Source organism: Burkholderia semiarida (genome assembly GCF_029268935.1).
GTDB lineage: Bacteria > Pseudomonadota > Gammaproteobacteria > Burkholderiales > Burkholderiaceae > Burkholderia > Burkholderia semiarida.
Map to the genome: position 1 here is coordinate 1,472,357 of NZ_JAHLCL010000007.1, position 13,961 is coordinate 1,486,317.

The 13,961-nt window shown below is 69.6% G+C and carries 12 protein-coding genes and 1 riboswitch; of the genes, 9 read left to right on the forward strand and 3 right to left on the reverse strand.

What is annotated here, in order from left to right; translation table 11 throughout:
- Window positions 1–45 precede the first annotated feature (45 nt).
- Both KPB06_RS19720 and KPB06_RS19725 read right to left on the reverse strand, forming a co-directional pair.
- On the reverse strand, window positions 46–744 hold the full coding sequence (locus KPB06_RS19720; RefSeq protein ID WP_099316174.1) for a DUF2968 domain-containing protein: 699 nt from the start codon (window positions 742–744) through the stop codon (window positions 46–48).
- A 115-nt stretch (window positions 745–859) separates the two neighbouring features.
- Window positions 860–2,041, reverse strand: coding sequence for a gamma-glutamyl-gamma-aminobutyrate hydrolase family protein (locus KPB06_RS19725; protein ID WP_089464619.1), 1,182 nt, complete (start codon window positions 2,039–2,041; stop codon window positions 860–862).
- 287 nt (window positions 2,042–2,328) lie between these two features.
- Between KPB06_RS19725 and KPB06_RS19730 the strand changes: the two genes are divergently transcribed.
- From KPB06_RS19730 to KPB06_RS19765, 8 genes are all read left to right on the forward strand, one after another.
- The gene (locus KPB06_RS19730) at window positions 2,329–3,009 is read left to right on the forward strand and encodes a GntR family transcriptional regulator (RefSeq protein WP_059574086.1); all 681 of its coding nucleotides are present in this window, start codon (window positions 2,329–2,331) and stop codon (window positions 3,007–3,009) included.
- A 6-nt stretch (window positions 3,010–3,015) separates the two neighbouring features.
- On the forward strand, window positions 3,016–4,392 hold the full coding sequence (locus KPB06_RS19735; RefSeq protein ID WP_275906234.1) for an amidase: 1,377 nt from the start codon (window positions 3,016–3,018) through the stop codon (window positions 4,390–4,392).
- A gap of 136 nt (window positions 4,393–4,528) precedes the next feature.
- A complete protein-coding gene (locus KPB06_RS19740; RefSeq protein WP_059574088.1) occupies window positions 4,529–5,041 on the forward strand; it encodes a disulfide bond formation protein B in 513 nt (170 codons plus the stop codon).
- 621 nt (window positions 5,042–5,662) lie between these two features.
- Window positions 5,663–6,667: a xanthine dehydrogenase accessory protein XdhC gene (xdhC, locus tag KPB06_RS19745; RefSeq protein ID WP_059574089.1), complete on the forward strand. Its 1,005-nt coding sequence runs from the start codon at window positions 5,663–5,665 to the stop codon at window positions 6,665–6,667.
- 18 nt (window positions 6,668–6,685) lie between these two features.
- Window positions 6,686–7,711 (forward strand): adenosine deaminase, encoded by a 1,026-nt coding sequence (locus tag KPB06_RS19750; protein ID WP_089464616.1) that lies wholly within the window; start codon window positions 6,686–6,688, stop codon window positions 7,709–7,711.
- Window positions 7,712–7,738: 27 nt separating this feature from the next.
- Window positions 7,739–8,083, forward strand: a complete 345-nt coding sequence (locus tag KPB06_RS19755) for a hypothetical protein (RefSeq protein ID WP_275906235.1) — start codon at window positions 7,739–7,741, stop codon at window positions 8,081–8,083.
- Entirely contained in the window at window positions 8,080–9,399 is a 1,320-nt protein-coding gene (guaD, locus tag KPB06_RS19760; protein WP_275906236.1) for a guanine deaminase, read from the forward strand. Before KPB06_RS19755 ends, guaD begins: the two co-directional genes overlap by 4 nt.
- 129 nt (window positions 9,400–9,528) lie before the next feature.
- A riboswitch (yybP-ykoY riboswitch) is annotated at window positions 9,529–9,650 on the forward strand.
- A 94-nt stretch (window positions 9,651–9,744) separates the two neighbouring features.
- Entirely contained in the window at window positions 9,745–10,317 is a 573-nt protein-coding gene (locus tag KPB06_RS19765) for a TMEM165/GDT1 family protein (RefSeq protein ID WP_226222057.1), read from the forward strand.
- A 50-nt stretch (window positions 10,318–10,367) separates the two neighbouring features.
- On the opposite strand, the gene KPB06_RS19770 is transcribed toward KPB06_RS19765, so the two are convergent.
- Window positions 10,368–11,078 (reverse strand): DUF4136 domain-containing protein, encoded by a 711-nt coding sequence (locus tag KPB06_RS19770; RefSeq protein ID WP_059574093.1) that lies wholly within the window; start codon window positions 11,076–11,078, stop codon window positions 10,368–10,370.
- Between the two features lie 187 nt (window positions 11,079–11,265).
- Between KPB06_RS19770 and pepN the strand changes: the two genes are divergently transcribed.
- Entirely contained in the window at window positions 11,266–13,959 is a 2,694-nt protein-coding gene (pepN, locus tag KPB06_RS19775) for an aminopeptidase N (RefSeq protein ID WP_275906237.1), read from the forward strand.
- Window positions 13,960–13,961: the final 2 nt, after the last annotated feature.

Here is a 13,961-nt window from a genome sequence, read left to right on the forward strand (position 1 = left end):
TTCGCCGGGTTTTCGCTCGTCTCGCTCCGTCCGCTCGACGGATCGTTATTTGTGCACGGGCAACCCCATCTCGGTCTGCTTCTCGAGTTGCCGCACCTGCTCCTGCAGATCGCGCAACTGCAACTGCGCCGCCCGCTTCTCGACCTGCAGCGCCTGCGCCTGCTCCTGCGCCGACTTCTGCCGTTGCGCGACTTCGGCCTGCTGGCTGCGCGCGACGCTCAGGTCGGCCTGCAGTTGCTGCGCACGATTCGCCTGCAGCGCGATCACGCGTTCGAGAAATGCCTTCTGCGCCTGCAGCTCGGTCCGGCGGATCTCGATATCGGCGAGTTGCGCCGTTTGCTGGACGAAGTTCGCATACACCATCTCCGCGCGATTCTTGTCCTGCGAACGGATCACGCGCCACAGATTCTTGTCCTGGAACAGCGCGACGTAATACGTCATCTCGCGCGGATCGAACATCAGGCTCGCGCCGTAGCTGCCGTTGTACGTCGTACGCATCTCGACGATCCGGCCGTCGTGCAGCATCTGCGTCAGCTCGGCAACGTTGCCTTGCGCGGCGACGTCCGTCGCGGCCGCGGCCGATGCCGCGGGCGACGCGCCGCCGCTCAGGCTCGTGACCGCCGGACGCGTACCGGCAGCGGGGGCGGTCGCGTCGGCGGACCAGGCCGCGCCCGCTTGCGCGCAGGCAGCCAGTGCAACGATCCACGTTGCGCATCGTGCAGGGGAAAAGTTTCGGAAAGCCAACGTCAGACTCCGGCGAACGAATCGGAACTCGCGATTATCGTTCAAAACGAAACGGCCGCATCTCGAATTTATCGGGATGCGGCCGGCCTGCGTTCAACACGAAAAATACGGCGGGCTACAGGCGCGTTTCGCGCGCGGCGCGCAGAAATGCATCGAGCAGCGGCGTGCAGTCGAGCAGCTCCGAGCCCCCCGCGCGATGGAACTCCGGATGCCACTGCACGCCGACGACGAACGGCGAACGCCGATGGCGAATGCCTTCGATGATCCCGTCGCCGGCCGACACGGCCTCGATGTTCAGATCGCGGCCGAGATCGCGGATCGCCTGATGGTGAATCGAGTTGACGATCGCTTCGCTGCGCCCCGGGAACATGCTCGCGAGCGTCGACGTGTCGGGAAAACGGATCGCGTGACGGTGCTGGTCGTAATGCTCGCTCACGTGCGCGTGGGCGGTCGGCACGTCGGTGGCGATGTCCTGGTACAGCGAACCGCCGAACGCGACGTTGATCAACTGGCAGCCGCGACACACGCCGAGCACGGGTTTGCCGGACTCGACGAATTCGTGCAGCAGCTCGAGCTCGTACATGTCGCGCACGCGATCGCCCGGCCATTCGGGTCGCGCATCCGACGCCGCGTAGGTCTGCGGCGACACGTCGGCGCCGCCTTGCAGCAGCAGGCCGTCGAGATGCTTCGCGTAGTCGCGCAGGCGGATGTTGCTCGGATGGATCATGCCTTGATGGCCGACGGTCGGAATCATGAACACGAGCACGTCGCGCGACATCACCCAGTGGGCGATTGATTCCTCGAGATACTGCAGCGTCTTGCCGCGCAGCCCCTTCGCGCCCGGCTCCGGATGGAAGATCCGCGCCGACACGCCGATGCGCAGCGTGCGCTGCGTGATGCGCTGGCCGGCGCGGTCGAACAGCCGCCGCGCGCGCGCCGCGACGATCCGGCCGAATACCGACCACGGGGTATCGCTCTGCTTCAGGTAGGCGGGCGGCGCATTCTGCGCGTTCGCGGGCGGCGGCCGCGGCGTGTCGAAATCGGGCTGCGCGCCGAATCCGGGCGGCGGCGCACCCGGCTTCGGCGGCGCGGCCGTGGCGGCGCCGTCCCCGATCGCGCCCGCCGCGCCGGGTGCACCGGGCTCGGATGCGGCCGTCACGGGCGACGCGCCGTCGTCGGCGGCGTTCTGCACGGCGGCCTGCGCATCGTGCGTTTTCGCCGGATCGGGACGCGGGGAATCGGAAGAAGCGGAAAAGGTGCCGGGCAGACCGGCCGGGGAAGGCGTGTTTTCGCTCATGACGATGGTCTGGTACGTCGCTCACGCGTATGAATAGACGAGGATTCATTATGCTTCAGTGCACGATCACGCGGCAAACCTGCAACATCCTGTCGATATTGTTGCAAGTCGGTGGCAGGGCCGCCGCGGCGGCATGCGGCCCCGTTCGCGCACCCGGCCCCCGCTGCCCGTGCCGCTCTTGGGCTGGACACCTGTGATATATCACAATAATATCCAGAGATCGCCCACGCTTCCCGAGCCCGCCGCGTCATGATCGCGCGCCTTCCGGCCCCGGTGCCGAACCCCATATGAGCACCCTGACCGACGTCACCCGCGACCGCCCAGCCGCATCGCCGGCGAGTCTCGCCGACCGCGCGTACGCGCTGATCCAGCGCGACATCGTCACGATGCGCCTGAAACCGGGCGCCGCGCTCAACGAAGCCGAGCTCGTCGCGCGGACGGGAATCGGCCGCACACCGGTGCACCAGGCCGTGCATCGGCTCGTGCTCGAGGGGCTGCTGTCGGTGATGCCGCGCAAGGGCCTGATGGTGCAGCCGCTGTCGCTCGACGACATCGTCGCGGTCATCGACGTGCGGCGCATCAACGAAGCGCACTGCGTCGAACTCGCCGCGCGCCATGCGACGCCCGACGATCTCGCCCGCCTGGCCGCGCTGCTCGACGACGGGCAGGCCTGCGTCGACGCACACGACGTCGAGGGCATGATGGAGCTCGACCGCGCGTTTCATCAGACGATCGCCGCGGCCGCGCGCAACGCGGTGCTGGCCGACATCCTGCGCGCGCTGCATGAACGCTCGCTGCGCTTCTGGTTCGTCACGCTGTCCGAACCGCACCATCTCGCCGACGTCCAGCACGAGCACCGCGCGCTGTTCGACCGGCTGTCCGCACGCGACGCCGCCGGCGCGCGCGCAGCCGTCGAAAGCCATATCGATTCGTTCCGCTCCACGCTTGTTCAACATCTTCGCCCCTGAGCCGCCATGACCACTTTCACGCCGTTCCCCCCGCTCGCCCAGCTCGCCGCCGACCTCGCCGCCGGCCGGACCACGAGCCGCGCGCTCGTCGACACCGCGCTCGACCGGATCGCCGATCCGTCGGGCCAGGGCGCCGTCGTCTTCACCGAAGTCGATGCCGACGACGCACGCGCCGCCGCCGACGCGCACGACCGGCTGCGCGCCGCGGGCACCGTGCTGTCGCCGCTCGCGGGCATCCCCGTGTCGGTCAAGGACCTGTTCGACGTCGCGGGCCAGGTCACGCGCGCGGGGTCCCGCGTGCTCGACGGCGCGCCGGCCGCGTGCACCGATGCGGTCGCCGTCGCGCGGCTCAGGCGCGCGGGCGCGGTGCTGGTCGGCCGCACCAACATGAGCGAGTTCGCGTTCTCGGGGCTCGGGCTGAATCCGCACTTCGGCAACCCGCGCTCGCCGTACCGCCGCGACGTGCCGGGCGATGCGCGAATTTCGGGCGGCTCGTCGTCGGGCGCGGCCGCGTCGGTCGCCGACGGGATGGCGGCCGTCGCGCTCGGCACCGACACCGGCGGCTCGATCCGGATTCCGGCCGCGCTGTGCGGGCTGACGGGCTTCAAGCCGACCGCGAGCCGGATCCCGACGCAAGGCGGCGTGCCGCTGTCGACGACGCTCGACTCGTTCGGGCCGATCGGGCTGACGGTCGCGTGCTGCGCGCTCGTCGACCGGATGCTCGCGGGGCTCGAGCCGCACGTGCCGGCCGCCCGGCCCCTCGAAGGCGTACGGCTCGGCGTGCTGACGAACTACGTGACGGACGGCGTCGATGCCGACGTCGCGGCCGCGCTCGACACCGCGCTCAAGCATCTCGAAGCGGCCGGCGCGATCGTCACCGAAGTGCGCTTCCCCGCGCTCGACCGGTTGCCGGAGATCAACCGTTTCGGCTTCTCGCCGATCGAGGCGTACGCGTGGCATCGTCCGCTGCTCGCCAAGCATCGCGACCAGTACGACCCGCGCGTACTGACGCGAATCCTGAAGGGCGAACCCGCGAGCGCGGCCGACTATCTCGATCTGCTCGCCGCGCGCGCCGCGATGCTCGACGAAGCCGCGCACACGGTCTGGGCGCGCTTCGATGCGCTCGTCGCGCCGACGGTGCCCGTCGTGCCACCGCGCATCGCCGACCTCGAAACGGACGACGACGCGTTCACGCGCACCAACGCGCTGATCCTGCGCAACCCGAGCGCGTTCAACTTCCTCGATGCGTGCGGGCTGTCGCTGCCGTGCCACGCGCGCGACGCGGCGCCGGTCGGCCTGATGCTCGCGGCGGCGCCGCATCGCGACGACGCGCTGCTGGCGATCGGCCAATCGGTCGAGGCCGTGTTGAACACGATCCGCTGACCGCCAGTCAGCCGCCGGCGGGCAACGCGCGCGGTGCGGCAGGTTGCCGCACGCGCGCTGTCAGTTTCGTGCCAGATCATTCGCGCTAAAATCGCGCGATTGTTTTCCGGACCGACCGACGAGGAACCCCGCCGACATGAACGACTACACGCTTGCACTCCGCCGCGAACGCCATCTGCTGATGCTGCTCGGATGGGTGTGCATCGCCCTGCTGGCCGGCGCGCTGTACCTGCAGTACGTGAAGAACGAAGACCCGTGCCCGCTGTGCATCATCCAGCGCTACTTCTTCTGCGCGATCGGGATCTTCGCGTTCCTGGCCGCCGGGATCCGCAACTGGCGCGGTGTCTGGGTGCTCGAGCTGCTGATCGCGATCGCCGCGGCCGGCGGTGTCGGCACGGCCGCGCGGCACCTGTCGATTCAGATGAATCCGGGCTTCAGTTGCGGCTTCGACACGCTGCAGCCGATCGTCGACAGCCTGCCGCCCGCGCAGTGGTTCCCCGGCATGTTCAAGGTCGCCGGGCTGTGCGAGACCGTCTACCCGCCGATCTTGGGCATCCTGCTGCCCGGCTGGGCGCTGATCGGCTTCGCCGCGATCCTGATCGCGGTCGTCGCGAGCCTCTGGCGCCATCGCCGCAAGCTCGCGGGCTGACCGAGCCCGCGTTGCCGGCCGACAGCATGCACGGCCCGACCGAATGGGCCGCGCGCCGCCGGCGAGTCGCCACCGGGCGCCGGCCGATGCGTGCGCCGGCCCCGCCCCGTCGTCGCGCGTAAACACCTACCCCGCCGCCGCGCGGATGTCCGGGCCGGCGGCGCGTCGCGCGATCGCCGCGCCTCGCCCCGTCACACGTGCGTTTCGGCCCGATGCGCATGCATCGGCACCCCGATCCGGCGCGGCGGGCCTATGATCGACATGATCGCCGCCTGATACCCCGGATCACCGCCCGGCCATGTTCCCGCCGCGTGGCGATGCTATCTTCGGGACTGGATGGCGATCTACGTGCGCGAGGCCAGGCGGTCCCACCGCTGCCTGCGTAACGCGCGCCCGATCCGCAATGTCGACTGGATTCATCATGACAACGCAAACCATCCGCATCCATCACCCTCATGGCGTCCGCGCGTCCGGCGGCGCCGTTCGCGCACGCCGGTCCGCGGCCCCCGCATGGCATCAGCCGTGCCGCCGGCCTGCCCCGCTCCCGTCCGTCCTCGTTGCCGCCACGCCCGCCAGCCCGCGCCGCGCGTCGTGCCGCGTCGTCCCGAACGGAGCGTGCTGATGGAAGCCTGGCTCGGCGATCTGCAGCAACTGCTCGCGCACGGCGAAGCGGCCGTGCTCGTGACGGTCGCGCATACCGACGGCTCCGCGCCGCGCGAAGCCGGCACCAAGATGCTCGTCACGCGCGACACGGCCCGCCATACGATCGGCGGCGGTCATCTGGAATGGAAGGCGATCGAGATCGCGCGGCACCTGCTGAAGGACGGCGCGCACGTGCCGCACGCACGCCGGCTCGAGCGGCTCGCGCTCGGCCCGAGCCTCGGCCAGTGCTGCGGCGGCGCCGTGGTGCTCGCGTTCGAACGGCTCGACGTCGGCGACCTCGGCTGGATCATGTCGCTCGCCAAGCGCGTCGCGGCCGGCGCCGCGACCGTGCGTAGCGTATCATTCGGCCCCTCGCCGGGCGCGCCGCTGCTGAGCGAGCCCGAATCGGAAGCCGCGCGGGCCGACTGCCTGCTGTGGGAAACCGGCGGCGTGTCGCTGATGACCGAAACGATCGCGCCGTATGCGTTCCCCGTCGTGCTGTTCGGCGCGGGGCACATCGGCACCGCGCTCGTGAAGGTGCTGGCGACGCTGCCGTGCCACGTACGCTGGATCGACGGGGCCGACGCCGCGTTCCCGCCGGCCGACGCGCTCGCCGGCATCGGCAACGTCACGATCGACGCGACTGCTTCCCCGGCGGACGCGGTCGACGCGGCGCCGCCGCGGTCCTACTTCGTCGTGATGACGCACGACCACGCACTCGATTTCGTGCTGGCCGAGCGCATCCTGCGACGCGGCGACTATGCGTACTTCGGGATGACCGGCTCGCGCACGAAACGCATGCAGTTCGATCACCGGCTCGCGGCGATCGGCATCGACCCGGCCCAGGTCGCGCGGATGCGCTGCCCGATCGGTGTCGAAGGCATCGTCGACAAGGCGCCCGAAGTGATCGCGATCTCGGTGGCCGCGCAGTTGCTGCAGGCCGTCGAGGCGAATGCGGCCGCGCAAGCTTCCCCTACCTACTGACCGACCAAGAACGACGCCATGACCCCGACATTCAAGGACAAGATTGCCCGCGCGCCGAAAGCGGAGCTGCACATCCATATCGAAGGCTCGCTCGAGCCCGAACTGATCTTCGCGCTCGCGCAGCGCAACGGCGTGAAGCTCGCGTACGATTCGATCGATGCGCTGCGCGCCGCGTACGCGTTCACCGACCTGCAGTCGTTCCTCGACATCTACTACGCCGGCGCGAGCGTGCTGCTCACCGAGCAGGATTTCTACGACATGACGGCCGCGTACTGCGAGCGCGCGCTCGCCGACAACGTCGTCCACACCGAGCTGTTCTTCGACCCGCAGACACACACCGAGCGCGGCGTGCCGATCGAGACGGTCGTCGCGGGCATCGAGCGCGCACTCGCCGATGCCGAGCGACGCGGGCTGTCGAGCAAGCTGATCCTGTGCTTCCTGCGCCACCTGTCCGAAGCGGACGCGCTCGCGACGTTCGAATCCGCGTTGCCGCTGTTCGAGCGCTATCGCCATCGGCTGATCGGCGTCGGCCTCGATTCGTCCGAGCTCGGCCATCCGCCGGCAAAGTTCGCTCGCGTGTTCGACAAGGCGCGCGCGCTCGGGCTGAAGCTCGTCGCGCATGCGGGCGAGGAAGGTCCGCCCGCGTACATCTACGAAGCGCTCGACGTGCTGAAGGTCGACCGGATCGACCACGGCGTGCGCAGCATCGAGGATGCGGCGCTCGTCGAGCGTCTCGCGAAAACGCGCACGGCACTCACCGTCTGCCCGCTGTCGAACCTGAAGCTGTGCGTGTTCGACGACATGACGAAGCACACGCTGAAGGCACTGCTCGACCGCGGCGTGGCGGTGACGATCAACTCCGACGATCCGGCCTATTTCGGCGGCTACGTCAACGAAAACTACTTCGCGACGGCCGAAGGGCTGCAACTGACGGATGCCGAAGTCCATGCGGTGATCCGCAACGGCTTCGAGGCGTCGTTCATCGAACCGGCGCAGCGCGACGCACTGTACGCGCGCCTCGACGCGTACTGGCAGGCCGCGTGACGGCCCGCATCGAGGCCCGCTAGACAGATGAAACACGGCAACGGCATCCGCTTCGCGTTTCCCCGTTCGGCCTCGCGCCGGGCCGGCCGCCTGCGTGCTCGCGAAGCGGCGGCGCGGCGCGTCGTCGCCCGCATGCGCGCTCCGTCGTGGCTTGCCGTACCGTTCGCTGCCGCACCGGTTGCGCGCGCAACGGCCGCGCGGTGCGCGGGCAACCACGCGCTGGCGGCTTCGGCCGCCACGTTCGCCCGCGCCATCGCCGCCGGTCGTGGCGCACGCAGCATGCCGCCGCTCGTGCAGCACCGCGCCGCCCCCGTGCGGTGTCGACCGTTTTCTTCTGTTCGCCTTACCTTGATGCAGGACCCTTCGTCATGACGCAAACCGCTTTCCGTTCCCAACTGCTGACCTTCAACGGCGACCCGGCGCAATCGAGCCAGGCCGCGAACTACGAGACCGACGGGCTCCTGATCGTCGACGACGGCAAGGTCGTCGCGGCCGGCCCGTATGCGCCGCTCGCGGCGACGCTCGCGCGCGATGCGGCGGTCCACGACCTGCGCGACAAGCTGATCGTGCCCGGCTTCATCGACACGCACATCCACTATCCGCAGACGGACATGATCGCGTCGCCGGCGCCGGGCCTGTTGCCGTGGCTCGACAAGTACACGTTCCCGACCGAGCGCCGGTTCGGCGACCCCGAGCATGCGCGCGAAGTCGCCGACTTCTTCGTCGACGAACTGCTCGCGTGCGGCACCACGAGCGCGCTCGTCTACTGCACGGTGCACAAGCAGTCGGCCGACGCACTGTTCGCGGCGAGCGACGCGCGCGACCTGCGGATGATCGCGGGCAAGGTGCTGATGGATCGCAACTGCCCCGAATTCCTGCGCGACACCGCGCAGTCGGGCTACGACGACAGCGCCGAACTGATCGGCCGCTGGCACGGCAAGGGCCGCCAGATGTACGCGCTCACGCCGCGCTTCGCGCCGACGTCGACCGAGGCGCAACTCGAGGCGTGCGGCGAACTCGCGCGCCGCCATCCGGACGTGTTCGTGCAAAGCCACGTCGCGGAAAACGTCGACGAGGTGAAGTGGGCGGCCGAGCTGTTCCCCGGCCACCGCAGCTATCTCGACATCTACGACCGCTACGGGCTGCTGCGTCCGCGCGCGGTGTACGGCCATTGCATCCACCTCGACGACGAGGATCGCCGCCGGATGGCCGAGACGCGCACCGTCGTCGCGCACTGCCCGACGTCGAACTTCTTCCTCGGCAGCGGCCTGTTCGATTTCGACAAGGCCGGCGAATACGACGTGCCCGTCACGCTCGCGACCGACGTCGGCGGCGGTACGTCGTTCTCGATGCTGCAGACGATGAACGAGGCGCACAAGGTCGCGCGGCTGTCGGGCTACCACCTGAGCGCCACGCGGATGTTCTGGCTCGCGACGGCCGGCGCCGCGCAGGCGCTCGACCTCGCCGACACGGTCGGCACGCTCGCGCCGCGCACCGAGGCCGATTTCGTCGTGCTCGATCCGCAGGCGACGCCGCTGCTCGCGCGCCGCACGAAGCGCGCGGATTCGCTCGAGGAACTGCTGTTCGCGTTCGCGCTGCTCGGCGACGACCGCGCGGTGTACCGCACCTATGCGGCCGGCAAACTCGTGCACGAGCGCGGCGCCGCGCGCGGCCCGGCCGCCGCGTAGCGACCCGCGCCGCGCTCCGGCATGCGCGGCCGCTTCGCCGTCGTCATGCCGGCAGTCGAATGCGGTGCGGTGCGGCGCGCCGCACCGCGGCCCGGCCGCTTTCCGACGCGCGATGCGCCGTGCTAGAATTCGCCGCTCATTGGGGAGTAGCCGCTCCGCTCGATGTCCCGCGCCCCCGGCGCGCATCGTGACGGAGGCGTCCGTCAACAGACTTGGCCGTTCGGCCATGGCGGGCGCAGCCACGTTGGCCTGGCGAGACCGATGGTTCACTGCGCGCCGCATCAGGGCCCGGCGCGCGGTGGATCGTCGCTCGCTTGCACAACATCGGCCCGTGGAACCCCATACGTGTCTCAAGCCTTCCTGATCTCCACCGGCGCCGTCGCCCTCGCTGAAATCGGCGACAAGACCCAACTGCTTTCCCTCGTTCTGGCCGCGCGCTATCGCAAGCCGGTGCCGATCATTCTCGGCGTACTCGTCGCGACGCTCGTCAACCACGGTTTCGCCGGTGCGTTCGGCGAATGGCTGGGCGTGCTCGTCACGCCGTCGATCATGCGCTGGGCGCTCGCGTTCTCGTTCATCGCGATGGGCTTGTGGATCCTGGTGCCGGACAAGCTCGACGAGGACGAAGCCCATGCGACCCGCTCGCGGCTCGGCGTGTTCGGCGCGACGCTGGTGGCGTTCTTTCTCGCGGAAATGGGCGACAAGACGCAGATCGCGACCGTCGCGCTGGCCGCGCGCTTCCAGGATTACATCGGCGTCGTGGCCGGCACGACGTTCGGGATGATGCTCGCCAATGTGCCGGCGATCCTGCTCGGCGACCGCTTCGCGCACAGCCTGCCGACGAAGCTCGTGCACGGGATCGCGGCCGTGCTGTTCGTCGTGCTCGGCGCGCTGGCGCTGCTCGGCATCGGAATCTGAAAGGAATCGGGCCGGCGCGGCCGGGCGGCCGCGCCGACGCGAATGCCGCGCTACTTTGCGACGGCCGCGCCCGAGGCCGGCGCCGCCGGCACCGCGCGCTCGTTGGCGGCCGGCGCCGCCGGCCCGCCACGCTTGTCGACCGGCAGCCGGACCGTGCGGACCGCACCGTTCGACAACGGAAAATCGGCGAGCGCGCTACGCGCGAGGAACGGCATCGCGTACAGCAGCGTGCCGTTGTCCCCGGTCGTGCGCGCGGTCACGTTGTAGACCTCCTTGCCCGTCGCGCGCTCGGTGATACGGATGCCGAGCACGTAGTCGAAGACCTGGTACGTCTGCGCGACGTAGCCGGCCGGCATCGGCCCCCAGGGCCCCCACGGGCCCCAGGGGCTCCACGGCCCGCCTCGCCAGTACGGCCCCGGCCCCATGAACCACGGGTCATAGTAGACCGGCTGCGGCACCGTCACGAGATCGCTGCCGACCGAATAGGTCAGCCCGACCAGATAGCGTGCCTGCGACTGCGGCACCTGCCGGAACGCATACGCGGACAGCTCGTTCGCGACGATCGGCTCGTAGGTCGACTGCTCGATGCTGTTCTTCTGCGCGTCCGTGCGCGTGAACGCATAGGTGCGGGTCGCGTCGCTGCCGCTCCAGTCGGAGAAGGCCGTGACCCGGGTGGTCACGTAGCTGGTGCAGCCGGTCAGCAGCGCGACGCACAGCACCGCCGCCCAGCCCGCACCGCGAAAAATCCATTCGCGTTTCATGTTGATCCTCGTCGATCCGTCACCCGTTCGTCGCACCGCGCGAACGACAACGGGATGTCGATAATACGCGGACTGCCGGAAGCGGTAAAAAGTTCGCCCGACACGCCGCCGCAAGCCTTTGTACAATGACCCGGTTCGCCTGGCCCGCGCGACGGGCCCGTCCCCCACTCCACCGATCTCGACGACCATGTCCGACAACGCCTCCTCCACCGTGATCCGCCGCGCCGACTACACGCCGCCGGCCTTCCTCATCGATTCCGTCGCACTCGAATTCGATCTCGCCCCGGCCCGCACGATCGTCAGGAATACGATGCGCGTGCGCCGCAATCCGGACGCCGCGCCCGCGCCGCACCTGGAGCTGATGGGCGAGGCGCTCGAATTCCTCGGCGCGCGGCTGGATGGCGCGCCGCACGGCGCGGTGCGCGCGCACGAACACGGGCTGACGGTCGAGAACGTGCCCGACGCCTTCGAGCTGACGCTCGAAAGCGCGTGCGCGCCCGACCAGAATACGACGCTGTCCGGCCTCTACGTGTCGAGCGGCAACTTCTTCACGCAGTGCGAAGCCGAGGGCTTTCGCCGCATCACCTACTTCCTCGACCGCCCCGACGTGATGGCGTCGTACACCGTCACGCTGCGCGCCGACAAGGCCGCATACCCGGTGCTGCTGTCGAACGGCAACCTCGTCGATTCGGGCGACCTGCCCGACGGCCGCCACTTCGCGAAGTGGGAAGACCCGTTCCGCAAGCCGAGCTACCTGTTCGCGCTCGTCGCCGGCAAGCTCGTCGCGATCGAGGAGAAGATCACGACCGGCTCCGGCAAGGAAAAGCTGCTGCAGGTGTGGGTCGAGCCGGCCGACCTCGACAAGACGCGTCACGCGATGGATTCGCTGATCCACTCGATCCGCTGGGACGAGAAGCGCTTCGGCCTCGAGCTCGATCTCGACCGCTTCATGATCGTCGCGGTCGGCGACTTCAACATGGGCGCGATGGAGAACAAGGGGCTCAACATCTTCAACACGAAGTACGTGCTCGCAAACCCCGAGACCGCCACCGACACCGATTTCGCGAACATCGAGTCGGTGGTCGGCCACGAGTACTTCCACAACTGGACCGGCAACCGCGTGACCTGCCGCGACTGGTTCCAGTTGAGCCTGAAGGAAGGGCTGACGGTGTTCCGCGACCAGGAATTCTCGGCCGACATGGCGGCCGGCGACGACGTCGAATCGGCGGCTCGCGCGGTCAAGCGCATCGAGGACGTGCGCGTGCTGCGCCAGTTGCAGTTCGCCGAGGACGCGGGCCCGATGGCGCACCCGGTGCGCCCGGAGAGCTACGTCGAGATCAACAACTTCTACACGATGACCGTCTACGAGAAGGGCTCGGAAGTCGTGCGGATGTACCAGACGCTGTTCGGCCGCGACGGCTTCCGCAAGGGGATGGATCTCTACTTCAAGCGCCACGACGGCCACGCGGTGACCTGCGACGACTTCCGCCACGCGATGGCCGACGCAAACGGGCGCGACCTCGCGCAGTTCGAGCGCTGGTACAGCCAGGCCGGCACGCCGCGCGTGTCGGTGCGCACCGCTTACGACGCGGCCGCGCGCCGCTATACGGTCACCCTCGCGCAAGGCTACGGCGACGCGTCGCCGGCCGCGCGCGAAACGCAGCAGGGGCCGCTGCTGATCCCGTTCGCGATCGGCCTGATCGGCCGCGACGGCCGCGACCTGCCGCTGCGTCTGGACGGCGAGGCCGCCGCATCGGGCACGACGCGCGTGCTCGAGTTCACCGACACCGAGCAGACCTTCACGTTCGTCGACGTGCCGGAAGCGCCGCTGCCGTCGCTGCTGCGCAACTTCTCCGCGCCGGTGATCGTCGAGTACGACTACAGCGACGACGATCTCGCGTTCCTGCTCGCGCACGACAGCGATCCGTTCAACCGCTGGGAAGCCGGCCAGCGCCTCGCGACACGCGCGCTGCTCACGCTCGCCGCGCGTGCCGCGGCCGACGCGCCGCTCGCGCTCGGCGAGAACTTCGTCGCCGCGTTCCGCCGCGTGCTGACCGACGAAAGCCTGTCGCCGGCGTTCCGCGAACTCGCGCTCACGCTGCCGTCGGAAACCTACCTCGCCGACCAGATGGCCGAGGCTGACCCGGCCGCCGTGCATCGCGCGCGCCAGTTCGTGCGCCGCCAGCTCGCAACCGCGCTGCGCGCCGACTGGCTCGCCGCATACGAGCAGCAGCAGACGCCGGGCGCCTATGAGCCGACGCCGGAAGCGTCGGGCCGCCGCGCGCTGAAGAACCTCGCGCTCGCGTATCTCGCCGAGCTCGACGATCCGGCCGATGCCGTACGCCTCGCCACGGCCCAGTACGACGCGGCGAACAACATGACCGATCGCGCGGCCGCGCTCGGCGCGCTTCTGTCGGCGTCCGCCGCGGGGGCGAACGGGCCGGCCGAGCATGCGCTCGACGACTTCTACCGTCGCTTCGAAAAGGAAGCGCTCGTGATCGACAAGTGGTTCGCGATGCAGGCGGCCCAACGCGGTACGCCCGCGCAGCCGACGCTCGCGAAGGTGCGCAAGCTGCTCGCGCACCCCGCGTTCAACCTGAAGAACCCGAACCGCGCGCGCTCGCTGATCTTCAGCTTCTGCGCGGCGAACCCCGCGCAATTCCACGCGGCCGACGGGTCGGGCTACGCGTTCTGGGCGGAACAGGTGCTCGCGCTCGACGCGATCAACCCGCAGGTCGCGGCGCGCCTCGCGCGCTCGCTCGAACTGTGGCGCCGCTTCACGCCGGCGCTGCGCGACCGGATGCGCGAAGCGCTCGAGCAGGTCGCCGCCGGCGCGAAATCGCGCGACGTGCGCGAGATCGTCGAGAAGGCGCTCGCGTAAGT

Excerpts from the sequence above, each read along its gene's own strand:
- KPB06_RS19735 (WP_275906234.1), top strand. The coding sequence starts at position 3,016 with ATGACCACTTTCACGCCGTTCCCCCCGCTCGCCCAGCTCGCCGCCGAC.
- KPB06_RS19725 (WP_089464619.1), bottom strand. The coding sequence starts at position 2,041 with ATGAGCGAAAACACGCCTTCCCCGGCCGGTCTGCCCGGCACCTTTTCC.
- xdhC (WP_059574089.1), top strand. The coding sequence starts at position 5,663 with ATGGAAGCCTGGCTCGGCGATCTGCAGCAACTGCTCGCGCACGGCGAA.
- KPB06_RS19755 (WP_275906235.1), top strand. The coding sequence starts at position 7,739 with ATGAAACACGGCAACGGCATCCGCTTCGCGTTTCCCCGTTCGGCCTCG.
- KPB06_RS19750 (WP_089464616.1), top strand. The coding sequence starts at position 6,686 with ATGACCCCGACATTCAAGGACAAGATTGCCCGCGCGCCGAAAGCGGAG.
- pepN (WP_275906237.1), top strand. The coding sequence starts at position 11,266 with ATGTCCGACAACGCCTCCTCCACCGTGATCCGCCGCGCCGACTACACG.
- KPB06_RS19770 (WP_059574093.1), bottom strand. The coding sequence starts at position 11,078 with ATGAAACGCGAATGGATTTTTCGCGGTGCGGGCTGGGCGGCGGTGCTG.
- KPB06_RS19730 (WP_059574086.1), top strand. The coding sequence starts at position 2,329 with ATGAGCACCCTGACCGACGTCACCCGCGACCGCCCAGCCGCATCGCCG.
- KPB06_RS19740 (WP_059574088.1), top strand. The coding sequence starts at position 4,529 with ATGAACGACTACACGCTTGCACTCCGCCGCGAACGCCATCTGCTGATG.
- guaD (WP_275906236.1), top strand. The coding sequence starts at position 8,080 with ATGACGCAAACCGCTTTCCGTTCCCAACTGCTGACCTTCAACGGCGAC.